The organism is Acinetobacter sp. (assembly GCF_049284435.1).
GTDB lineage: Bacteria > Pseudomonadota > Gammaproteobacteria > Pseudomonadales > Moraxellaceae > Acinetobacter.
In genome coordinates, this window is the sequence record NZ_JBAPXX010000141.1 from 1 (window position 1) to 22,198 (window position 22,198).

The following is a 22,198-nucleotide window of genomic DNA, read 5'->3' on the forward strand; positions in this document are numbered from 1 at the left end:
CATGTGAGCCTTGTGAAGATAGCAATATCGATAAGCAAGTAAACCTGATGGATCAATTCATTGAAAGCGGTGAATTTGACAAAACTCTAAATGATTTTTTTGGGTTACCTGAATCGGTAAAACAAAGTTTGAAGGAGATTTCATAATGGGAGCAGCTATGAAAATTGATGATCCAGTTGATATCAGTTTTATGTTACTCATGAAGTACCGTAAACCTGTAATCAAACTTGAAGAGCTCTTGCCGGATTACTTGCCTCATCTTACAATTGAACAAGCAAATAAACGTGCAAATAAATGTACACTTCCATTTCCTGCATTTAAATCGGATGGAAGAAATTCACCTTTTTATGTTCATCTAAGTGATGTGGCATCTTGGCTTGAAGCAATACAAAAAGAGTCTAAGAAAGACTGGATAGCAATGAACCATTGATTGCTAAATTATTGATTAATTGCCGCATGGTTGCACCTATTTTGCACCTTGCACCATGCGGCTATTTAATAAAATACTGATAAATAATAATTTTTATAATGTATTTATGATTAATCTATCCCACCTGCCATGGGAGCGACAATCAAATTGTTTGACAGTTGATATGGACCAATATACATATAAATTCATCACTTTTTTGATGAGCATAGTATACTGCATCTGCCTTATTCGCTCATCTTTTCAATTAATTTACGACACCATGAATAAAACTTTCGCTTCTTGTTTTTCTTTTAAGTCATTGTCTGTACTTGCACTTTCTCTGGGTCTTGCCGGCTGTGGCAATGGTTCATGGTGGTCAAAAGATGATGAACCGACACTTGAAGTTGAGCATATTCGTAAAGCCATTCCTAGTCGGGTGAATCAGCGTGAGTCTTGGGCACAAGATATTTATGACATTACCGAACAGCTTGGCATTCCTCAAACTAAGGAAAATGTTTGTACGATTGTGGCAGTTGTGGATCAGGAATCAAACTTTGTTGCCGACCCGACGGTTTATGGTTTGGGTGAAAAGGCTGTTAAGGAAGTTCAAGGCCGTCTCGACGAAAAATTCAAAGATAAACTCGGTCAAGCAATTGGTGGCACAGTTGCAGGATATTTCCAGGAAGTTCTCAAGAACCATCCGAGTCCTGAAGACAACTACTTGAGCCAGATGCGCCGGGTCAAAACGGAACGTGAACTCGACGAATTATATCGTGAAATATTTGACTATATGTCGAAGCATTATCATGTTAGCGCCCTGACTGGTGCTGCCAAATTGGTCGGCCAGAATATTGGCGAGAAAATGAATCCAATTACCACCTTGGGTTCAATGCAGGTACATATCAGCTATGCGAAAGAACATAAACGCCAAGGCGGCAATATCGCGGAGTTACGTACTGATCTCTACAGTCAATATGGCGGTCTGTATTATGGCATTCATCGCCTAATGATGTATCCGGCAGATTATGACAAGCCGATTTACCGTTTTGCAGATTATAACTCGGGCATGTATTCCAGTCGAAATGCTGCTTTTCAGAGTATGCTGAATGATTTAACTGAGGCCGAACTCGATCTGGATGGCGATTTATTGCTCTATACCAAAGATGGCGCGATCCGTTCGCAGAAGAGTCAATCCGAACGTGAGTTAATCAGTGTCTTTGCCAAAAATAATTTTATTATCACTGAACGTCAAATCCGAGCTGATTTAAAGAAAGAAAAAGATAAAGACTTTGAAGATACGATGACCTATCGTGGCGTTAGCAAGCTTTATCAGGAAACAACCGGTAAAGACCCGATCTATGCCATCATGCCTGAAGTGGTCATTTCCGGACCAAAATTAAGTCGTGATTATAATACAAACTGGTTTGCTACCCGCGTCGATGGTCGTTATCAAACATGCATGCGCAAAATCAAAAATCTAAAACTCTAGCCTTATTTGATTTTGATGGGACCCTGTATCTGCATGACAGTTTTACCGGGTTCATTTTTTATGCCTTGAGAAAACGGCATATTGTGAAACGCGGCATTCAAATTTTGCCGTGGATTCAGGCTTATTATTTAAAACTCTACCCTGCGCACCGCATGCGTCCCAAGTTGTATGCCAGCATGTTTAAAGACAGTGATGCCGATGAGATTCAGCATTTGGCTCAAGACTATGCACAACAACTGATGCTTAAGTTAAATCCGAAATTATTAGATCAGCTTAGGCAACATCAAGAATTAGGCCATGAAGTGGTGCTAGTTTCCGCATCTCTGAATTTATATTTAAAACCAGTCTGCAGCTATTTAAATATCGATTTAATCTGTAGCAAAGTTGAAATCAAAGCTGGGAAAATAACAGGGTTTTATCAAACTCCTGACTGTAGCAACATACAAAAGAAAATTAGAATTCTAGAAAAATATAATCTGGATAATTATGCTGAAATTTATGCTTATGGAAATAGTGAGGAAGATGAGGAAATGCTGAGTTTGGCGCATAAACGCTATCTTGAAGGGCGAGATAAACAGCTTCCGAAAATTAATATTTTATCTAATTCGATGCCATATTAGTCCTTTCTACTCTATCCGGTTAACCTACCAAACACCTTTAGACAACTCTATAAATGGCAGATTAACTTTTTTAATTTATGCCTTGAAATCATATTAAATAGCTTCGTAATCAGGACTTTTACTTCCTAAAGTATTAGCCTCCTAAATAAAAAACCACTTCATTTGAAGTGGTTTTTTAGCTTTAAGAAAAATTATTTCTTAAACGGAAATGCATATTTCACAATACGTTTGATCACGCTGCCATACTGTTTAACCAGACTGGCATTGTTATAGTTCAAGCCATATTTTTCACAAACAGCCTGGACTTTTGATGCCATTTGACGATAGCGACGTGCAGGTACATCAGGATACAAATGATGTTCAATCTGATGACTTAAATGACCCGTCAAGATATGAAACGCTTCAGAACCGGTCAGATTGGATGAACCACGGATCTGGCGCATATACCAGTGACCACGACTTTCATTTTGCAGTACTGATTTTGGGAACACTTCGACATCTTTGGTAAAGTGGCCACAGAAAATAATACTAAAGGTCCAGATATTACGCATACCATTAGCCACCATATTGCCGGTCAAAACCGGTAAAGCCGCAGGACCTGCGATGAGTGGAAAGAACACATAATCTTTAAACAACTGTTTACCGATTTTGCTCTGCATTGGACGCCATTCTTCTTTGGTCTGCTCTTTGCTTTTGCGACCTTTGAAGTATTTACCCAATTCAAGATTCTGAATTGCAACCCCCCACTGGAATAATAAACAGAATGGCACGGCATAAATCGGTTGCAATAAATAACCCGGTTTCCAGCGCTGTTCCGGGAACAAGCGTAATAGGCCATAACCGATATCATCATCCATACCCTTAATATTGGTATAAGTATGATGCTTGAAGTTATGTGTTTGACGCCAGTTGTCTGAAGTTCCTACGATATCCCATTCATAGGTCTGACCATTCATTTTAGGATCATTCATCCAGTCATATTGACCATGCATGACGTTATGACCCAGTTCCATGTTTTCCATAATTTTGGCAAAGCCCAACAGGCCTGTACCTAACAACCATGCTGGCGGGAACCAGCCTGCAAACAATAAGATGCGACCGGCAATCGACGAATAACGAATGGTTGAATAGACACGGCGAATATATTTGGCGTCTTTTTCACCCAGATCATCTAGCACTTCTTGCTTAATTGCATCAAGTTCACGTGCAAGCTCATCAAGTTCAAACTGGGTTAATTCACGGTTTTTAGGATTTTTAAAATACTGTAATTTTACTGGCATATTCATAGGATAAAACTCGCTTATAAGTCGATGACAAGGTCAGTCTGCGCTGAGTTAATACAAATTTTGAGCAGGTTGCCGGGTTCGGTATTTTGCGCACCGTTGACCAAATTCTTGGTCGAACCTTCTACTTTATTGCAGGCACATTTATTACAAATGCCCATACGGCAACCATGGGTCGGTTTAATATTTTGTTGTTCCAGACTCACCAGAATGGACTGGCCTTTTGGAATACTGACGATTTTTTTCGACTGGGTTAGCGTCACATTAATAAAGCCGGTATCGCTTTGATCCGCCAGACTCATGCCAAAGGCTTCACCCTTAAATTCTTGTGCTGAAGTAAAAAGCTGTTCTGCAGTTGATACAAAACCTGAAGGGCCGCAGCAATAGACCGTGCTATTTTCCAGGTTTTGCAGATCGGTCAGATAGGTTTCATCCAGACGTGCAGCAGCTGGCTGTTCTTGAGTTGCATACACATGAAATGAGAAATTTGCATGTTTCTGAGCAAGTTCTTCAAACCGTGCTTTAAATGCGGCATCCTGATCTTTTTTAACCCAGTACCAGAGAGTGACCGGTGCAGATAGTTCACCTTTTTTGCTCAAGCTTTCCAGCATACTGAGCATTGGAGTAATACCACTCCCTGCTGCAAGCAAAATCAATGGACTCGTCTGCGCAGGCAAGGTCATATCACCATAAGGTTGACCAAATTCGATCACATCACCCACTTGCGCCTGTTCTGCAAACCATGTGCTGACTTTACCGGCATCGACTTTTTTCACACTCAGCAACACATGCTGAGAATCGACACGGGTTAAGCTATAGCTACGTTCATAACGAATGCCATTCACTACCACATAGACCGGATGATGCTGCCCTGCTTCACCAAACTTAAATAAGCGATTCACCTGAATTTTCAGACTCAGCATATCCTGTGCTGCATTTTCTTTGTGCACGATCTTGCCTAATGGCTGATTTAACGACCATACAGGATTGAGTTTCTGAATCCAGAAATTAATCGCATGCTGATCGATTACACTGTCAGACAGCGCATTCAACGGCGTTTTAAGTTTTTGGAGTACATGCATCGTTTGCGACATCACCTTGGGTTTTTAATTATTATACACATGTATATATATTTGTATATACAACCGTATTGTTTCTAATCATTTCACAAGCTTGACTGGCTCGGTTATAATAAAATGATTCATGCATGAACCTATTGATGAACGAGCCTTCAATGAAAATAAGCAGTGACGCATCTCTATTACAATCGAAAAGCATTGATGAGCCGATTATCGTACGGAGTGTCGGTCGCAAGGCCACCATTACCAAGGAAGAACTGTTTCAGGCTGCGTTGAATCTGATTGGGCCACAAAAAAGTATTTCCTCTTTAAGTCTGCGTGAAGTCGCGCGTGAAGCCGGTATTGCACCGAACAGCTTCTATCGTCATTTTAAGGATATCGATGAACTGGCCATTGAGCTGATTGATCGTGCAGGGATTGTATTGCGTCAGATTCTGCATGAAGCACGCCTGCAAGCTTCTCGCCAGAACAGCATCATCCGCAGTTCTGTGGAAGTTTTTATTGCGCAGCTGGATGCCGATGAAGGTAATCTAAGCCTGTTATTACGTGAAGGTTATACCGGTTCCAAATCTTATAAACAGGCGGTAGAACGTCAGTTGAATTATTTTCAGCAGGAACTTCAGGAAGATTTGATTCGTCTGGAACGCCTAAATAATAAGAAATTATTTCATCCGGATATTGCCGCCAAAGCGATTACCCAACTGGTCTTCAACATGGGCGCCAATGTGATTGATATGCCTGCCGAAGACCGCAAAGAAATTGCCGAACAGACCATGATCATGATCCGGATGATCCTTGGAGGTGCACGCCATCTGGAAGATTCCCAGCTGCGTTAATTTTCCGACTTGCATGAAGTAGTATAAAAAGAGACGTAATCAACGTCTCTTTTTTATGATGATTACAAAAGTGCAAGTTGGGCTTTGACCGCCTTTGCAGTGGCTTCCGGATACTCAAGCGGGAACATATGTCCGCCCTCAACCACTGAATAATTAATTTGATAAATTTTCTGCATACCTTGGGGCAAACCCTGCTGATAAAACTGGCTTTGCTCTGCAGTCATCAGATGAATTGGCACTTCAGGCGGTCGTCGTGGCGTACGCCACCACCAGCCGGGCACAGTCCGGAAAATTTCTGCTTCGACCTGTTTTGCAATGGTTAAAGTAACCCCGCCTCGCTCAGGATCTTGCCGAATGCCACTTTCGATATAATCAGCAAAACATTGTTCATCGAAATTTTTAAACAGACGGTTAAATCGGAGTGCATCAACTGCGACCTGTTTCGATGACCAATGATCTTTGCGTTTTAGCGTAATTCCTGCGGGTGTATAACGATCGACACTTTTTAGATTCAGCTTTTTGATCAGTTCAAACATGGCGCTGTTTTTTCCAATCACAAAGGGTGGATCCATAATGACCAGTTTGGAAAACAGTTCGGGACGTCGATACGCCGCCATGAGGGTCACCAGACCACCAAAGGAATGTCCTAAGCCAATCACTTGCTGCTGAGGGAATTGCTGCTCGATATCTGCAATGACTTCATCGACCAGATAACGCCAGTCTCTCGTAATCGGATATTGCGGATTCATGCCAATAAAGGGAATCGCTTTGACTTCATAGTCTTGCTGAAAACAGTCCAGAAACTTCCGATAAGTTGCGGAAGGAATGCCATTGGCATGGGTAAAATGTAGGGCTTGCTTCATTATTTTTAAACGCAGCGCGTATTCATCCTGAAATCGTAGGATGAGCTTACTGATCTATTCCTTCATTCGGCAGTGCAAAAATGCTCAAACCATGACCTCAAAGTCATTTCTCTGTATTCCTTCAGAATTTAAAGTCTATTTCTGCGATACAGTCAAATGTTGCATCGGTAGAAAAGTCGCCCCACAACTGACCTTATCCCCCGCGATGACCACTGCCCGTCCTTTGACTGTAATAGATAAGTTGCTAGCAATTGCTGCGACCATGGTCTGGCATTTGGGACAATAATGCTTCATCCCATTTAAATGCACGGCAATACCATTGATCAAAAAAGAGGGTTCACATTCAGTCACCATGCCGCCATGACTGGTCTTTGTGCCAAGGGTAATCAGTGCTTTTGACATACTTTGTCATTCTTATTATTCAGTAGGCTGATTTTAAACAGGAGGAAAATGACAGACCAGCATTCTCCGACAAAAATAATAAAACTGGATTTTACCCATAAAAAAAGCAGCCCGAAAGCTGCATTTTTTAATAAATCAAAGCTTAAGGCTTGACGACGACCATCACCTGAATCGCTTCAGGAGTCACGGATAGACCATCCAGCAGGCTTAAACCTTCTTTCTGCAACTTCTGTAAACGCGCAATTTCATCTTCACGGATACTTGGGTTGAACTGTTTTAGATAGGTCAAGCGATCAATTTCATATTGCCATTTATTGCCATACACTTCTTTGGCTTGCTGCTTAAAGCCTGGCAAAGCACTGCGTGCCAGTTCAAGTGCCTGCTGATAACGTGCTTCAATCACATCACGACGTGCTTTCACCACCTGACGGCAGCTATTGCCATCTAAATGATGCAGGTACGGTTTCAGGATTTCTGGTGCAATCTTCTGTGATAGATCCTGACCTTTTTCACTGAGCAAGACACGAATCAACTGTTGCGGCAAGCTAGATGGCAAATTCAATGCTTTCGGTGCCACCACATCGACCTTGAACCATACTTCCAACAATACCGAACCTTGTGGCAGTGCTGCCGATTTTAGTACCGCAACGTTAGTGCTACCAAAGCCTTGGGTATTGATCATCTCCATCACGCTTTCAGTGAATGGATGTTCCAGTGTCAAGTATTGCGCATCTTCACGGATTTGTGCCTGATCACGATAGAAGGTGGCTGTAATCCCCTCTTCGTCCAGCGTCAAACCTTGAACCTGCATTTGATCGGTTGGCTTGATGATCACTGTACCGTTACTTTGCTCATCAAAGTCGATATTCGTAGACGCCATAAATCGCTTCATGAAAATCGGCAAAGTGGTATTGTCATCATAGTCTTCAAGTGCATTGACAATTTCTTGTGCTACCACCGGACGGCAAGAGTTGTACTCAAGCAAACGGTCACGACCTTCCTGCAATTCAGCTTCCAGCGCTTCACGTTGCACGCTGACTTCTTCCAGCAGGTCTTCAAACTCTTGACCTTTGTCCGCCAATAGACAGTCTTTCAAGCGAACAATAAAGTTTTCTTGCAATGTTTGTGCGGTTGGAGAAATATTGCTGAAAATATTCAAAGCTTCGTTATACCAGCGGAACATACGCTCTTGCGCCGTTCCCACCAGATAAGGCACATGAATCTGAATACGGTTTTCCTGACCGATACGATCCAGACGACCAATACGCTGTTCCAACACGTCCGGGTTCGCAGGTAAATCGAACAGAATCAGATCAGAGGCAAACTGGAAGTTACGACCTTCAGAACCGATTTCCGAACAAAGTAGAATCTGTGCACCATAAGAATCTTCAGCAAAATAAGCGGCAGCCTGATCACGCTCTAATAAGCTCATGCCTTCATGGAACATCGCCGTACGAATACCGGCATGTAAACGCAGTACATTTTCCAGTGCTTCTACTACTGGCCCGCTACGCGCAATCAGTAAGACTTTCTTGTGTTTTAAATCGGTACGTAAACGCTCCATCAGCCACATCACGCGTGGATCGGCTTCCATCCACGAGCCATCTAGCTGGGCTTCTTCAGGCCACATTTGCTCACGTAGTTTACCGTCTTTAGACCAGTGTTCTGGTGCTGGCAATGGCGCTGGCTGACAGTCACGACCGGGGAAACCTTGAATCGCTTCACGCGTGTTACGGAACAGGATACGGCCTGTACCATGACGGTCTAAAAGCTCGTGAATGGCACGGAAACGCTGTTCAGGATGATCTTCAATCGGATGACCTAACAAGGCTTCAATCGCAGTGAAATGTTCTGCTTCAAGTGGCAGATCTGACATCAAAACTTCTGCAATTTTAGCCGTATGCTGATATTGCGCTTCTTCATCGAGGAAACGATCCAGCGAGTTAAAACGTTGTGGATCAAGCAAACGTAGGCGCGCAAAGTGACTTTCCACACCGAGCTGTTCAGGCGTTGCCGTCAACAACAACACGCCCGGCGTATGTTCAGCCAGCTCTTCGACCAGATCATAACGGTCATTACCGCCATCTTCTTCACTCCACATCAAATGATGCGCTTCATCGACCACCAGCAGGTCAAAACCTGCTTCAAGTGCCTGTTCACGCAGATCTTCATGGTCGACCATCAAATCGACAGAGGCAATAATTTTTTGTTCGGTCAAGAACGGGTTTTGTTCAGGATCATGCTCTTTGATCGACGCAGTACGGGTCAAGTCAAACAGCGAGAACTCAAGATTGAAACGACGACGCATTTCGATCATCCACTGATATTGCAGTGAATCTGGTACTAAAATCAGAATACGTTCAGAACGGCCGGTTTTGAGTTGTTGATGGATGATCAGGCCAGCTTCAATGGTTTTACCCAGACCCACTTCATCGGCCAGCAATACACGCGGTGCAAAACGCTGACCAACTTCATGTGCAATATACAGCTGATGTGGAATCAGGCCGACACGTGAACCCACTAAACCACGCAGTGGACTGCTTTGCATATTAGCCTGCATTAGCAGCGCTTCAATACGCAGGTCATACCATTCTTTATAATCAACCTGACTGGCCAATAGACGGTCTAAAGGCTTAGACAGCTGGATGGTGGCACCAATACGGGTTTCATTCAGCGATTTACGTTCTTCAGTCCCGTCTTCTAGGGTACGAACGACATGATAACGTACCACGCCATTCCGGTCTTCCACGGATTCTACAATCCACTTGGTCCCTTCCTGATCCTGTAATTCATCTTTCACATTAAATACGATACGAGATAAGGGTGCATTGCTGCGTGCATAGACGCGGGTTTCATCGCTTTTCGGGAATAAAATGCTGACCGACCGCTCATCAACATCAATAAGAACGCCTAAACCGAGTTCTGTTTCAGTATCTGATAACCAACGTTGACCAATAGCAAATTGCTGCAATTTTTCCACCTTTATCTTAAGTACAAGATTATGAATATTAGGCTCAATCACGAAACGTCATTGGAGCAAAATTTCACACCTTCAAGCAATGTATTTTGACATAAAGCCCACTAAAAAGTGAGCATAATTCACGCCGATTAAAGAAGTATTTCCTAGAACGGCGCCGGACAATAAAATTCGACCAGCTGCTCTGTTTGAGGATGATAAAAACTCAAACGTTCCGCGTGTAAACATAGACGCGAGCTGAGCTGTTGCTGTTCGGGTGTCGCATATAAGGTATCGCCAATAATCGGATGTCCGAGATATTGCATATGCACCCGTAGCTGATGTGAACGGCCGGTAATGGGTGTCAGTTTCACCCGGGTTACAGGCTGTCCCTGAAGATTAAAATGTTCGATCGCCTGCCAATGCGTAATGGCTGGCTTGTTATGTGCGGGATCTGCGATATGTAAGGGCGGACGGCTTGGGTCATATACTACTGGCACCTCAATCGTGCCTTCACCTTCGAGTGTACCGGCAACTACAGCCTGATAGGTTTTATCGGTCTGGCGCTCCTGAAACTGACGGGAAATGGTTTTTTGTCCCCACTTGCTCAGACCAAAGGCCAAAATTCCGGAAGTATCTCGATCCAGTCGATGAATCAGTAAAGTTTTGGGTTCTAGTTTGATCAGACGGTTGATCAGGCAATCTTGTAAATCTTCTGTTTTACCGGGAACTGTGAGTAAACCTGCAGGTTTGTGGATGACCATGAAATCGTCATCACGATGTATCAGATGTTCGGTTAGAAAATTACTCAAAGTTCAATCCCAGGCTGATCGCGAAAAACAAGGCGGCAATGATAGAAAGCTTAGCCAATAATTACAATGCGCATTTATGTAAATGGCGATGAAATTTCCGATTTAGGTCATAAAAATGCTCAATCGCAGCGCATCAACCTGAGGATTGTAAAATGAAGCCTGCCAATTCATGCAAAGATGGATGCTGTAATACATCTTCATAACGTATATTGGCGCCATGTGCACGCCATACACCCACCAGACTCACCATCGCTACCGAATCCAGACCATAATTTTTTAAATCGACATAGGGATCAATTTCCAAAGCATCCATATCTAGCTGTTCTGCGACCGCTAACATAATACCTTTGGTCGACAATACATATTCTGACGGCGCGCTTAAATCCCATAAGCGAGTCAAGCTATAAGTATTTAAGTGATGTATACCCTGTCCCGAAATATTTTCAATCCACTGAATATGCTGTTCCTGATTGGCGAATAAAATCGCATCATCGACCACACCGATTTGATCCGTCACACTCATCAGATGCGGCAAAATCTGTTTCAGCATTGGCGTGACCTGACCGGCAAAAATTAGCTGCGGATGCGTTGAGGCATATTCTCCCAATTGCTGCATGCCTTGCATCAGGTCATCGCCGTATAGATCGACAATCGGAATATCCAGTGCTTTGGCTTTATTGCTGATCTGGATCAGATGAGTCATCAGGTCGCTGTCTTGTATACCTACCATCATCCTTAGGTTTTGCAGTCCTACCAGTACCAAAACAGATTGTGTTGAGGACAGCTGCCATTTGGCTTGAGATGGTACGAGTTGGATTTTTTTGGGCATGGAGTACAGCATGGGAGAGTCAATATAAGGTATCAATTCGACATGATTATAAATTTTAATTCTAAAGACAAAAATATATTTTAAATATAATCTCAAGGCATATTTAGCACACTAAATAAAATCGCTAATATTGAGTCTTTTCAGGGAAAATAATTACAATGTTAAAACATGTTCTGATCACCGCATTCTGTATAACGACAAGCACATATGTATATGCAAATACTGAAGTTTCTACTGCATTAAAAAATGCTTTACTATGCAAAAACTACACTAAAATAGATCAAGATTTAAGTATCGCTGCTTATTATTCATCATCTTCTCTACAAGAAATTAATCGCTTAGAAAAAAGTGAGAAAAAGCAATATCCTTTAAGCAAAGAATTAAAGAGCAAATTCACCGCAAAGCCTGGACCATCAGGTGGATATGGTGGCTATTTTACAGAGTTTAAGCCTAAATCCCCTTTTCAACTCAGATCGATTACACTCAGTGTCAGTGAAGGGATCGGTGCAGAATTATCTACTGAACAAATAGGCGACATTAAAAAAATTGTAGATGATTTTAGTGCAAGTACAAATTCAAAGATGTACTACCTTCAAAAATCACATATTTTGCAATTTATCAACGGGAATGAAGATAACAAAATTGCCAATACCGTATTTTCTTTAGCTAGCTATTTAAAAGTAGAAAAAAATAAAAAAGACTATTATTCAAATCACCTATTTATTGCCTACCCTAAAAATCAAAAAAACTCGAATGCACTGACAGTATTTTTCACAGACCCACTCAATGCCAAATTAGTTCATACCCAATGTAATTTAGAAGTTGAAACCTATGATTTTTAACCAACTAAAATAGAAAACAATAAACTTAGAGGTGATTTATACGTCTAAGTTTATTCTGTTCTAAACCATCGCTAGAAACTTTCCAATCGCTACCTGTGCAATCTCCGCATCTTCAAACGACTTCACACCTGACACACCTATCGCACCGACGAGCTGCCCTTGATACAAAATCGGCTCACCACCTTCTAGCATCCCCGAGAAAGTCTCCATAGTCAGAAAACCCATTTGACCGTCTTTAATAATATCTTCAAACAGTTTGGATGGACGGCGACTCATGGCAGAACATTTAGCCTTTTCGACGGCCAGATTTGCAGTCATCGGTGCTGCACCATCTATACGCTTCATCGCAAGCAAATTACCCGTTTCATCTACCACAGCAATACTGACATTAAAACTATTCTGAATGGCATATTGATGGGCTTGATCTAATAAAAATTCCGCATCGCTTAAAGTCAAATAATGTTTGGTTTGCATGAATAAATATCTCTAATTTTAGAATTTAATCTCCCCTAACCCCTCTTTAATAAAAAGGGGAATTTAAAATTAAAAAACTTAAAATTCCCTCCTTTCAAAAAGGAGGGTTAGGGAGGATTTAAAACTTAAGCATTCATTTCCGAGAATGTCTCTTTAGCCGCTTGAATAGTGTAGGCAATATCTTCATCACTATGCGCAGCTGAAATAAAGCCGGCTTCAAACGCAGATGGCGCAAGGTTAACACCGCGCGTTAACATCCCATGGAAGAACTTACGGAAAGCATTGACATCGCACTTCAACATCGAATCGAAGCTCGTGATGTCTTCTTGATCTGTGAAGTACAGACCAAACATCCCACCGACTTGTTGTGTCTTAAACGGAATACCGGCTTCATCCGCAGCAGCTTGTAAACCAACCAGCAGTTTCTCAAGTTGCGCAGACAATTTCTCATAGAAACCTTCAGCACGTAGATGCTTAAACATCTCGATACCGGCACGCATTGCCAATGGGTTACCTGATAGCGTACCTGCTTGGTATACCTTACCTAGTGGCGCAATGCATTCCATCACTTCACGTTTACCACCGAATGCACCGACTGGCAGGCCTGCACCAATGATTTTACCTAAAGTGGTTAAATCCGGAGTTACGCCATAATGTGCTTGTGCACCACCCAGACCAACACGGAAACCAGTCATCACTTCATCAATGATAAACACTGAACCATGCTCATCACAAACATCACGAATCGCTTGCAGGAAACCGTCAATTGGTTTCACCAGGTTCATGTTGCCTGCGACTGGCTCAACAATCACACCGGCAATTTCTGAACCGAATTTGGCAAAGCATTCTTTTAAAGTGGAGATGTCATTATATGGAAGTGTTAAGGTGTGTTTGGCAAAATCCGCTGGAACACCTGCAGACGTTGCTTCACCTTCACCACTGGTCAATAAACCAGAACCGGCTTTTACCAATAATGAATCTGAGTGACCATGATAACAGCCTTCAAATTTTACAATCTTGTCACGGCCAGTATAACCACGCGCTAAACGAATCGCGGTCATGGTCGCCTCTGTACCCGAGTTGGTCATACGCACCAGTTCAATCGATGGCATGATCTCGCAAATAATATCTGCCAGTGTGGTCTCATGAACTGTTGGCGCACCAAAACTCAAACCATCGACCGCAGCATCCTGTACGGCTTTAATAATCGCAGGATGTGCATGACCCAAAATCATCGGCCCCCATGAACCTACATAGTCCACATAACGCTTACCATCGACATCATACAAATACGCACCTTGGGCTTTTTCGATAAAGACCGGCGTCCCACCGACACTATTAAATGCGCGTACAGGTGAGTTGACGCCACCCGGGATATGTTTATTGGCTTGTTTGAACAATTGTTCTTGCTTTGGAGATAAGCTCATGAAGGCACTCGACTCAAAATTAAATCAATCAAAAAATTTTATGCTGTAGCTTGAAAAAGCGCAGACCATTCATCTAAACGTTCAGGAATGGCATTCATAGGTAGTCCCAATATATCACTAATCACCGCGCAATAATCCGCACCTGACTCAATGACATCCTTGGAATTTTCAACCGTTAGACCGCCAATGGCACAGAGAGGTACGTTTAATTTCTCTTTGGCGCACTTTAAAGTATCTAAGCCAATATTACCGGCTTCAGGTTTACTGTCAGTAGCATAAATTGCGCCAAATGCCACATAGTTCGCACCATCAGCAATTGCCTGTTCAGCCAGCTCAAGTGAGTTATTACAGCTACGGCCAATCAACACGCCTTTAGGCAAACGTGCTACAGCATCGACAATCGAACCATCATCCTGGCCTAAATGCACACCCACGCCGTATTTAACCGCCATTTCAAGATCATCATTAATCACGAAAGGTACGCCATATTCAGCACACATGGCTTTCATGTACTCAATTTCGTAAATTTGATCTTCTTTCGCCACTTTTTTACGACGATATTGCAAGACCGCAACACCACCATTGGCCATTGCACCTTCCAACTTCGCCAATAAAAGCTCTAATGGATCATCATTGGTAATTAAATATAAACCGCGCATCTTGCTCGCCACTTGCTAGGATGGCTCTATTATAGGCATAACTCGGTTTAATTGCCGCAGTCCTGCTGTTTCTGAGACCGGGCAGCAGCAGATTTGCAGTTTTTTAGCGCAATTTATCAGTTAAATCTTAAATATCACCATTTTCAGGGATATACGGTCTCTCAAATCTGCGTTTTAATGGCCTTATAACAATAATTATAACGTGTTAATGCTTACGCCCTCCGACAAACGCTTTTAGGATTTTGCAGATAACTTGGTGGAGAAGTTGCAAAATTCTAAGAGCGATTTTTTTTGTCTTTTTTTTCGCTTGGCTCAAGCGTACTCAAATTAATTAATATTAAAAATACCTATTTTCAGGGATAGCCCAATCGGCACGAAGCGTCTTAAATAGCTTTAGACACAGAAAATAAACAGAAAAATAAATACCTGTGTTGGTAATACCCGATCCTTTCCGGTTTTGAGTCATTCGTTTGTGGGGAGACGTTTCAAAGCCAGAAAGGATCTTTTACTTTCAGCACAAATCCACATGAATTCTTCTATGAATATTTACACAATAGCATCAGCAAAATTTTAAACATTTATTGATAGCAAACAGGCATAAAAAAAGCCCGGAGAAGGTCGCTCCAGGCTTGGAAAACTGATGTATTGATTAAAATATAATGGTTGATCAAAAAACCAAATCTGCAATAACATAATTATTAGAATAATAATTCTAGACTTGCAAGGCTTTTATCGAAATTTCATGCTTTAAGTGGGCACATTCCGATAAAAGTCATTCTGGCTCAACTGGAAATTTTATCATATTTACGGTCGATCAAACTGATATTACCACGCAGGACATCGGCAAACATGCGCCAGTCCGAGATAAAGCTATATACAGGCTGTTTGAAGCTGGCCGGTTTATTGCGCTCAAAGATAAAATGACCGACCCAGGCACAGGCATAGCCCGAGAGTAAACCATAGGCAAAATATCGCGGCTTGCCTTGACGAATGGCTTTAGCAAAACAGTATAAACCGATGCTACTGCCGGCCACGTGCAGACGGCGGCTAATGATATGCCGATGTTCGGTCAAATAGAAGCGATAAAATTCATGATAATTCTTAATCGGCATCTGGGGCCGAGCCACCACCTCATTCTTACTTTCTGGTTGTACTTGTACATTCATCTGTCATCATCCTGACGTTTTTGTTTTACCTTAGCGTATATTTTAGCCAAATAACAGCCTTTTGATTCGCGCTTCAATGCATCTTAAACATCCCCGTGAACGCCTGAATCCTACCGTTTTAGCCTAAAATGAACCGATGAAATCTAATCTTAAAACTTCTGTTTAAGCTTTTTCTGTTCAGTCAAGTCTTACATGCATTTTGATTTTGGTTACAATCTGCTGCGCACAAATCTAAAAATATAAATGCGGCCGCTGTCCGCCTAATTTAAGAACCTTATTCAAGTGAAGATTCAGTGCTTAATTGCACTAAACAGATAGGATGATCATCATGGTTGAAGTTGAACTCAAGTTCCAGATTCCTGCGGCACGACGCACTGCGCTGCTTAAGGCACTTGATCCGAAAAAGTCTCAACAGATCCAGCTTCAAGCCAAATATTATGATACTGTCGACCGTCAACTGGCCCGGCATGGGGTGGCACTGCGTCAGCGTCTGGAAGGTACACGTTGGGTTCAAACCCTAAAAGCGGCCGGAAAAAGCCATATCGAACGCTTTGAACATAATCATGATCTAGGGGAATTAACCACATCTCCTGAACTGGATTTAAATATTTATAAAAAATTTCCAGAAGCCGGGGCAATTCTCAGCAATGCACTCGGCAATCAGTTCGACCAGCTACAACTCCAGTTTGAAACCGATATTTCCCGTACGTTAAGGGTAATTGATTATGAAGATACCCAGATCGAAGTCAGCCTGGATATTGGACAGATCCGCACACAAGATGCCGAGCAAGAAGTACATGAAGTCGAGTTCGAACTAAAAAATGGTTCAATTCAACATCTGCTGGCATTTAGTTTTGAATGGGTCAAGAAATACCAGCTCTGGCTCGATGTACGTAGCAAGGCCGAAATAGGCAATTTATTGGCCACTTCACAGCGCGTCAGTCCTGCGACCCTTAGCAAAGAATTTCAGATCAGCAAAAAAGACAGCGCTAGTAAAACCATGTGCAGTCTGATTGCACAGCAGATGCAGCATTTATTACCAAATATTGCGGCGATTGCGGCACAGGTTGCAGAGCAGGAACATATTGATCAGGCACGACTGGCATTGGATCAGCTGTATCTGACCTTGCTGTTGTTCAAAGACTGGCATCCACAGCTTTCGGACAAATGGGCACATCAGCTAGCCGCTTTTAAGCAGCAATTTGAGCACCTGCAACATTTGCAACATATACAAAACAGCTTGGCCGGCTTCCTGCAAAATCCAACCACGGCAGAAAATCTGAGCAAAGATATTCTGTATGCGCAGGAGAAACTCGGTAATCTGGTCAAATCTACCCAGAATGTGCATCATTATCTGGAATTGCTGATGTTCAGTTTAAATGAAAATGAGCATGCCTCGCTAGATTTGAAAACTGCTGCGCAAACTACCTTGCAACAGCAATATAAAGCCTTGCAGGAACAAATGAACCAGACGGATATCACTGATTTTGAAAGTCTGGATCAATTGTCGGGCCGGATTCAGGAACTCAAATTCAGCTTTCCGATTTTAACCACAATCTATGATGTAAAAAATTTGCAGAAATACAGCAAAGCGCTGAATGATGCACAACTGGCAGCCAGTGAATATCAAACTCTGGCCTCTTCTGCAGTTTATATTCAGCAGACCGAACTGGAAGCAAGTGACTGGTTTGTGCTGGGCTGGCTGACCGCCAAGCAGGAAGTCTATGCGCAGAAACTGCTTGAAGCGACCGAACAGTTCCTGGTCAGCCGTAAATTCCTGAAATAAAAATATTGAAATAAATATCACGAGAAAAACTCAAAGCACGCCGTCTATGGCGTGCTTTTTGTTGCAGAAGCACATCACACCCCTGCTGATCTTTGGGCTATATTAATCTATAAAACCAACATCGCGGAGGAATAACCCGATGGCAGAAATAGAACTCAAATTTCAGATTCCACCACAGTCTCGTGTGCAATTTGAACAGGACATTCAGAAACTTCAGCCGACTCGGCATCGTCTATGTGCACGCTACTTTGATACTGAAGCGCAACAATTACAACAACATCAGATTGCCCTGCGGCAACGTCTGGAAGACCAGCAATGGATTCAAACCCTGAAAGCAGCGACTGAACAACAATTTGAACGTTTTGAACTTGAGCATGAATTAAAAAGTCCTCCGGAACATTGTGATTTTCAGTTATATCGCAAACATAAATCGGCGAAAAAAATGCTTAAACAGGCGCTCGGTGATCTGGAGACACCACTCATCCTGCAATTTGAAACAGATGTCGTACGGTATGTCCTGACAGAAAGTCATCTGGACAGTCAGATTGAAATTGCTTTTGATGTCGGAGAAATTCGACACAATGATCAAGCCATCGATATTTATGAGGTTGAATTTGAGCTTAAATCCGGCCAGCTGAGTGAATTGATTGATTTCATTCAGCCCTGGGTTCAGCGTTATGCTTTATGGCTGGATACACGGAGCAAATCGGAACGCGGTTATGCCTTATTACATGCTGAAGAGAGTCTGCCGGTTCAGCATCAGCTTCCATTAGTACTTGAACAGAAAGATCAGATCAGTACGATTTTGCAAAAGATTGTCGCCAATTGTCTGGCTCATCTCTTTCCAAATGCGACGGCGATTGCTGCAGAAAATTATAATAGTGATCATGTGCATCAGGCACGTGTTGCGATTCGACGTTTGCGCAGTGCTTTTAAAATTTTCCAGTCCGTAACTGAACATGTACAGCCAGAATGGCCGGAACAGCTGCGGGATATTTTTCAGCAACTGGGTTCTACCCGAGATCGCGATGCCTTGGCAGAAAGCCTGATTCCACAACTGGAAAAAGCAGGTTCCCCCTTACTGAAATTACCACCATACCGTCAAAAACAGCCAGATATCAGTGCGCTGTTTAGAAGTCCTGCCACGGTAGCATTAATGCTGCAACTGTTTAGCTTTAGCCAAGAAAAAACGGATAACAAAGCCAAGTCTTCGCATAAAATCTTGTGTAAAGGCCTGAGCAAATTGCACCAGCAAATCTGCCAGGATGCCGAGAACTATCAAGAACTGGATATTGAATCCCGACATCGCACACGCAAGCGGGTCAAACGCTTACGCTATAACGTAGAATTCTTGCAAAGCTTATTTCCTGAAAAAGAGGTCAAAGCTTATTTGAAAGCCTTAAAACCCTTGCAGGAAAGCCTCGGTCATTATAATGACCTGTTTGTGGCAGATGAGTTATTCAGACCTTATGTCAAACAACAGGCCAAGGCCTGGTTTGTGCTGGGCTGGATAAGTGCGGAACAGCAGCGTTTGTCGAGCGAAGCAGCAGAACGTTTACAGCAGTTTGCAGAAAATACCAAGCCCTTCTGGTAAGACCGGGCTTGGTCAAACTGTGCTAGCGATATTTGCCAAACACTTTCCAGGTATTATTATCTGCCAGAGGATCGTTATAACTGTCGCTGCGTTGCTTGCGTGGCTTATCACGTGCATCGACCAGCTCAAAATGTGGCTCGACACTCAGCACGATCCCATTCACATAAAAACGGGTGCGTGTATATTCGCTCTGGCCATGCTGAAACACATAAGTGCGTAAATCCACAAATTCACGGTGTGCCACCAAAGCTGCAGTATCGTCACTATCAAGCCACTGCCGCATGGCTGCAACCTGCTCGGGTTCGAACTGGCCGCATTTTTCGATCAGGCTGGCGACCCCACGAAAAGTTTTGGATTCTTTGGCACGGGTTTTATTGATCCGAATCCGGTCAACATGAAAATAAAACAGCGGCAGGTTTAAATGACTCGGCAGATGGATCGCATCCAAGATTTCATCTTCCATAAAAGGCTGAAACAGATCCTGTGCCCTTTCAATCAGCCCGAGCCACTGGCTATAGTATTCATCTACCTGTGACTGGCTGCCATAATAAATCGGCAAGCCTTCGACATTGGCCAGGTTTGCTGGTGGCCAGATATTCTGGCGCAATAAGGCAATATCACTTTTTAGGCTTTGTACTGCGATCGCATCCTGCATGGCATTCACTTTTATATGCTTAGGCTATTTTTAGATTAAGGCAAAGGTTTAGTTTCTGCAAGGCTTTGCCTATAATTAGCGATTGAGATTTTAGTGTTAGGAACAAATTCATGGTTCAAAAGATTGAAGCAACCGATGTAACCGAAGAAGAAGCGTTAAATGCGGCATTCTTTGAACGTGCTGATGAATTTATTCAACAAGCCAACGAGTTTTGTCGCGTAGAAAAAGGCTCACAGGAAAAACCGAGCGATAAGCGCGGTCAAGTCAGTGCGGCGATGTTATTTGGTACTGCCCGTTTCAATACCTGGGTAGCAGCGAATAACTTTAAAGATGGCAATGAAATGCGCGATGCCAAAGATCAGGTCATGTCTTATATCTTGCAGCAATTCCAAATGATGCTGGAAGATAACTATGATGAATACTGTGAACAGTTCGAAAACTATTTACGTTTCCGTCACAATGAAGAGTTTCATGCCAACAAGCATAACCATGATCACAAGCACGATCATTGATTAAAATACGAAAAGCCCCGGGGGGCTTTTTTTATTTGCTGTAATTTATCATATTGACTTTGAAATGATTTTTACCCTATATAAGTTGAATAATAAACAAACAAAAAAACAAGGCATCTAATGCAGCAACTTCCCTTCCCGATCATTGACCTGCATATTCACCAATGGGATCCTTATAACACTCCACATGCGGCAGCTTTCGCGGTCAAGTTGTTTGGCAAACATCCTAGATTGCTGGACAAGATGGTTCGACTGTTGAAACCAAAAGACGTCATTGAGACCATTGGCCTGACACAGCACCTGACTGCACCTTATCTGGCTGCAAATTACAAGAAAGATGTAGGAGATTATGAAGTGGAGCAGATTGTGCATGTCGAAGCCAGCTGGCATGACCACAAAGGCACTGGCGTCGTGAATGAAACCCGTTTCATCGCTGGACTTCCTTTTAACCAGCGCAATATCGAATTGGGTGGAATCGTTGCTACGGCTGATCCACGGCAGAAAAACTTTAAACAGTTAATTGAATTGCATCGCGAAGCCTCTCCAAAATTTCGCGGTATCCGAAAAATGGCTGCGGTACACCCAGATAAAGGGATTCATGCCTGGACCGATGAACCGCATCTCTATCGCAACAAAGATTTTCTGAAAGGCTTTGAGGAACTGGCCAATCAAGATTTAAGCTTTGATGCCTGGGTCTATTCTTCCCAGATTGCGGATGTTACTGTGCTGGCCAAAGCCTTTCCAGAAACGCCTATCGTACTGGATCACCTCGGTACGCCTGCAGGTTTATTTGGCAAGGTGGGCAAAGCCACAAGCAGGACCGAACAAGATCGCGCCCAGATATTTTCAGACTGGAAAGATCAGCTGGCTAAACTATCAGAATGCACGAATGTATCGACTAAAATGTCTGGTCTGTTTATGCCCGTTTTGGGACATGATTTTCACACGCAAAAACGGTTGGCAACTAAACAGGAGTTAGTGGAACGTGCCGCACCCCTGATCCAGCATGCCTTAGACTGTTTTGGTTCTGAACGTGTGATGTTTGCATCCAACTTCCCAATGGACAGTGTCAGCAGCTCACTCACCAACATTATTGATGCGTTTAGCGATATTGTTCAGGACTATAATGAAAATGCCTTAAAGCCGATTTTTTATGAGAATGCTAAACGCTTTTATCGACTTTGAGTGGATGAGGACATGTTAAGTTGGATAACAGATTCCAGTCTAAATACGCCTTCAGGCAAAGGACTTTGTATTTTACTCACTATTATTTCAAGCTGGATAACGTCTTATCATTATCAAAGGGTGATCCATCATCCTTTTAATCGAGATATTGCTTTCTGTTCAGCTTTGATTGGTTGTGGAATATTGATTTTTCTTCTTATTACCTCTGATTTGAGTCTGCCCTTATCCATCCTTGCGGGTATAATCGGAGGGATTGTTTTTAGCTATAGAGCAATCTAGGACATAAATCTCAAGTAGATAAAAAAATCCCCTCATTTGAG

21 protein-coding genes and 1 pseudogene are annotated in these 22,198 nt (G+C 42.7%); 9 read left to right on the forward strand and 13 right to left on the reverse strand.

Annotated elements, in window-relative coordinates; all coding sequences use genetic code 11:
* The first annotated feature begins 157 nt into the window (after positions 1-157).
* Entirely contained in the window at positions 158-430 is a 273-nt protein-coding gene (locus WAK81_RS12390) for a pyocin activator PrtN family protein (RefSeq protein WP_422197180.1), read from the forward strand.
* A 113-nt stretch (positions 431-543) separates the two neighbouring features.
* Here WAK81_RS12390 and WAK81_RS12395 read toward each other — a convergent pair.
* Positions 544-609: pseudogene (locus tag WAK81_RS12395) on the reverse strand (hypothetical protein); the annotation flags it as partial.
* Positions 610-689: 80 nt separating this feature from the next.
* On the opposite strand from WAK81_RS12395, the gene WAK81_RS12400 reads away from it, so the two are divergent.
* Together WAK81_RS12400 and WAK81_RS12405 are read left to right on the forward strand one after the other, a co-directional pair.
* On the forward strand, positions 690-1,898 hold the full coding sequence (locus tag WAK81_RS12400; protein ID WP_422197182.1) for a DUF1615 family protein: 1,209 nt from the start codon (positions 690-692) through the stop codon (positions 1,896-1,898).
* Positions 1,865-2,518 carry an HAD family hydrolase gene (locus tag WAK81_RS12405; RefSeq protein ID WP_422197183.1) on the forward strand — a complete coding sequence of 218 codons (654 nt, stop codon included), beginning with the start codon at positions 1,865-1,867 and terminating at the stop codon, positions 2,516-2,518. The genes WAK81_RS12400 and WAK81_RS12405 overlap by 34 nt, the downstream gene beginning before the upstream one ends.
* A gap of 191 nt (positions 2,519-2,709) precedes the next feature.
* Here WAK81_RS12405 and WAK81_RS12410 read toward each other — a convergent pair whose 3' ends face one another.
* Positions 2,710-3,804, reverse strand: coding sequence for a fatty acid desaturase family protein (locus WAK81_RS12410; protein ID WP_422197185.1), 1,095 nt, complete (start codon positions 3,802-3,804; stop codon positions 2,710-2,712).
* Between the two features lie 14 nt (positions 3,805-3,818).
* Positions 3,819-4,883, reverse strand: a complete 1,065-nt coding sequence (locus WAK81_RS12415; RefSeq protein ID WP_422197187.1) for a flavin reductase family protein — start codon at positions 4,881-4,883, stop codon at positions 3,819-3,821.
* Between the two features lie 152 nt (positions 4,884-5,035).
* Between WAK81_RS12415 and fabR the strand changes: the two genes are divergently transcribed.
* On the forward strand, positions 5,036-5,716 hold the full coding sequence (gene fabR / locus WAK81_RS12420) for an HTH-type transcriptional repressor FabR (RefSeq protein ID WP_422197189.1): 681 nt from the start codon (positions 5,036-5,038) through the stop codon (positions 5,714-5,716).
* 62 nt (positions 5,717-5,778) lie between these two features.
* Here fabR and WAK81_RS12425 read toward each other — a convergent pair whose 3' ends face one another.
* The 5 genes from WAK81_RS12425 to WAK81_RS12445 all read right to left on the reverse strand — a co-directional run bounded on the left by WAK81_RS12425 (position 5,779) and on the right by WAK81_RS12445 (position 11,590).
* Positions 5,779-6,579 (reverse strand): alpha/beta fold hydrolase, encoded by an 801-nt coding sequence (locus tag WAK81_RS12425; protein ID WP_422197191.1) that lies wholly within the window; start codon positions 6,577-6,579, stop codon positions 5,779-5,781.
* Positions 6,580-6,714: 135 nt separating this feature from the next.
* A complete protein-coding gene (locus WAK81_RS12430; RefSeq protein ID WP_422197193.1) occupies positions 6,715-6,981 on the reverse strand; it encodes a PAAR domain-containing protein in 267 nt (88 codons plus the stop codon).
* Positions 6,982-7,123: 142 nt separating this feature from the next.
* Entirely contained in the window at positions 7,124-9,961 is a 2,838-nt protein-coding gene (gene rapA, locus WAK81_RS12435; RefSeq protein WP_034438179.1) for an RNA polymerase-associated protein RapA, read from the reverse strand.
* Between the two features lie 143 nt (positions 9,962-10,104).
* Positions 10,105-10,749 carry an RluA family pseudouridine synthase gene (locus WAK81_RS12440; RefSeq protein ID WP_422197195.1) on the reverse strand — a complete coding sequence of 215 codons (645 nt, stop codon included), beginning with the start codon at positions 10,747-10,749 and terminating at the stop codon, positions 10,105-10,107.
* A gap of 133 nt (positions 10,750-10,882) precedes the next feature.
* Positions 10,883-11,590, reverse strand: a complete 708-nt coding sequence (locus tag WAK81_RS12445; protein ID WP_422197197.1) for a phosphopantetheine-binding protein — start codon at positions 11,588-11,590, stop codon at positions 10,883-10,885.
* A 146-nt stretch (positions 11,591-11,736) separates the two neighbouring features.
* Here WAK81_RS12445 and WAK81_RS12450 point away from each other — a divergent pair, with 146 nt between their 5' ends.
* Positions 11,737-12,420 carry a hypothetical protein gene (locus WAK81_RS12450; RefSeq protein WP_422197199.1) on the forward strand — a complete coding sequence of 228 codons (684 nt, stop codon included), beginning with the start codon at positions 11,737-11,739 and terminating at the stop codon, positions 12,418-12,420.
* A 60-nt stretch (positions 12,421-12,480) separates the two neighbouring features.
* Here the strand turns inward: WAK81_RS12450 and WAK81_RS12455 are convergent, their stop codons facing one another.
* The 4 genes from WAK81_RS12455 to WAK81_RS12470 all read right to left on the reverse strand — a co-directional run bounded on the left by WAK81_RS12455 (position 12,481) and on the right by WAK81_RS12470 (position 16,146).
* Positions 12,481-12,894, reverse strand: a complete 414-nt coding sequence (locus tag WAK81_RS12455; RefSeq protein WP_422197201.1) for a GlcG/HbpS family heme-binding protein — start codon at positions 12,892-12,894, stop codon at positions 12,481-12,483.
* A gap of 125 nt (positions 12,895-13,019) precedes the next feature.
* Entirely contained in the window at positions 13,020-14,321 is a 1,302-nt protein-coding gene (gene hemL / locus WAK81_RS12460; protein ID WP_422197203.1) for a glutamate-1-semialdehyde 2,1-aminomutase, read from the reverse strand.
* Between the two features lie 38 nt (positions 14,322-14,359).
* Positions 14,360-14,980 (reverse strand): thiamine phosphate synthase, encoded by a 621-nt coding sequence (gene thiE / locus WAK81_RS12465; RefSeq protein WP_422197205.1) that lies wholly within the window; start codon positions 14,978-14,980, stop codon positions 14,360-14,362.
* A gap of 782 nt (positions 14,981-15,762) precedes the next feature.
* Complete coding sequence (locus WAK81_RS12470; RefSeq protein ID WP_422197207.1) at positions 15,763-16,146, reverse strand: Mpo1-like protein; 384 nt, start codon at positions 16,144-16,146, stop codon at positions 15,763-15,765.
* Between the two features lie 328 nt (positions 16,147-16,474).
* Here WAK81_RS12470 and WAK81_RS12475 point away from each other — a divergent pair, with 328 nt between their 5' ends.
* Both WAK81_RS12475 and WAK81_RS12480 read left to right on the forward strand, forming a co-directional pair.
* Complete coding sequence (locus WAK81_RS12475) at positions 16,475-17,932, forward strand: CYTH domain-containing protein (protein WP_422197209.1); 1,458 nt, start codon at positions 16,475-16,477, stop codon at positions 17,930-17,932.
* A gap of 139 nt (positions 17,933-18,071) precedes the next feature.
* Entirely contained in the window at positions 18,072-19,526 is a 1,455-nt protein-coding gene (locus WAK81_RS12480; RefSeq protein WP_422197211.1) for a CHAD domain-containing protein, read from the forward strand.
* Between the two features lie 22 nt (positions 19,527-19,548).
* On the opposite strand, the gene WAK81_RS12485 is transcribed toward WAK81_RS12480, so the two are convergent.
* Positions 19,549-20,181, reverse strand: coding sequence for a hypothetical protein (locus WAK81_RS12485; RefSeq protein WP_114542142.1), 633 nt, complete (start codon positions 20,179-20,181; stop codon positions 19,549-19,551).
* A 110-nt stretch (positions 20,182-20,291) separates the two neighbouring features.
* On the opposite strand from WAK81_RS12485, the gene WAK81_RS12490 reads away from it, so the two are divergent.
* Together WAK81_RS12490 and WAK81_RS12495 are read left to right on the forward strand one after the other, a co-directional pair.
* Positions 20,292-20,693 (forward strand): DUF3144 domain-containing protein, encoded by a 402-nt coding sequence (locus tag WAK81_RS12490; RefSeq protein ID WP_004280011.1) that lies wholly within the window; start codon positions 20,292-20,294, stop codon positions 20,691-20,693.
* Between the two features lie 120 nt (positions 20,694-20,813).
* Entirely contained in the window at positions 20,814-21,878 is a 1,065-nt protein-coding gene (locus tag WAK81_RS12495) for an amidohydrolase family protein (protein WP_422197213.1), read from the forward strand.
* The last annotated feature ends 320 nt before the right edge of the window (positions 21,879-22,198 follow it).

Bases quoted from the DNA above. Each gene is read 5' to 3' on its own strand.
- WAK81_RS12390 (WP_422197180.1), top strand. From the start codon at position 158: ATGAAAATTGATGATCCAGTTGATATCAGTTTTATGTTACTCATGAAG.
- WAK81_RS12400 (WP_422197182.1), top strand. From the start codon at position 690: ATGAATAAAACTTTCGCTTCTTGTTTTTCTTTTAAGTCATTGTCTGTA.
- WAK81_RS12405 (WP_422197183.1), top strand. From the start codon at position 1,865: ATGCATGCGCAAAATCAAAAATCTAAAACTCTAGCCTTATTTGATTTT.
- WAK81_RS12410 (WP_422197185.1), bottom strand. From the start codon at position 3,804: ATGAATATGCCAGTAAAATTACAGTATTTTAAAAATCCTAAAAACCGT.
- WAK81_RS12415 (WP_422197187.1), bottom strand. From the start codon at position 4,883: ATGCATGTACTCCAAAAACTTAAAACGCCGTTGAATGCGCTGTCTGAC.
- fabR (WP_422197189.1), top strand. From the start codon at position 5,036: ATGAAAATAAGCAGTGACGCATCTCTATTACAATCGAAAAGCATTGAT.
- WAK81_RS12425 (WP_422197191.1), bottom strand. From the start codon at position 6,579: ATGAAGCAAGCCCTACATTTTACCCATGCCAATGGCATTCCTTCCGCA.
- WAK81_RS12430 (WP_422197193.1), bottom strand. From the start codon at position 6,981: ATGTCAAAAGCACTGATTACCCTTGGCACAAAGACCAGTCATGGCGGC.
- WAK81_RS12445 (WP_422197197.1), bottom strand. From the start codon at position 11,590: ATGCTGTACTCCATGCCCAAAAAAATCCAACTCGTACCATCTCAAGCC.
- WAK81_RS12450 (WP_422197199.1), top strand. From the start codon at position 11,737: ATGTTAAAACATGTTCTGATCACCGCATTCTGTATAACGACAAGCACA.
- WAK81_RS12455 (WP_422197201.1), bottom strand. From the start codon at position 12,894: ATGCAAACCAAACATTATTTGACTTTAAGCGATGCGGAATTTTTATTA.
- hemL (WP_422197203.1), bottom strand. From the start codon at position 14,321: ATGAGCTTATCTCCAAAGCAAGAACAATTGTTCAAACAAGCCAATAAA.
- thiE (WP_422197205.1), bottom strand. From the start codon at position 14,980: ATGCGCGGTTTATATTTAATTACCAATGATGATCCATTAGAGCTTTTA.
- WAK81_RS12470 (WP_422197207.1), bottom strand. From the start codon at position 16,146: ATGAATGTACAAGTACAACCAGAAAGTAAGAATGAGGTGGTGGCTCGG.
- WAK81_RS12475 (WP_422197209.1), top strand. From the start codon at position 16,475: ATGGTTGAAGTTGAACTCAAGTTCCAGATTCCTGCGGCACGACGCACT.
- WAK81_RS12480 (WP_422197211.1), top strand. From the start codon at position 18,072: ATGGCAGAAATAGAACTCAAATTTCAGATTCCACCACAGTCTCGTGTG.
- WAK81_RS12485 (WP_114542142.1), bottom strand. From the start codon at position 20,181: ATGCAGGATGCGATCGCAGTACAAAGCCTAAAAAGTGATATTGCCTTA.
- WAK81_RS12490 (WP_004280011.1), top strand. From the start codon at position 20,292: ATGGTTCAAAAGATTGAAGCAACCGATGTAACCGAAGAAGAAGCGTTA.
- WAK81_RS12495 (WP_422197213.1), top strand. From the start codon at position 20,814: ATGCAGCAACTTCCCTTCCCGATCATTGACCTGCATATTCACCAATGG.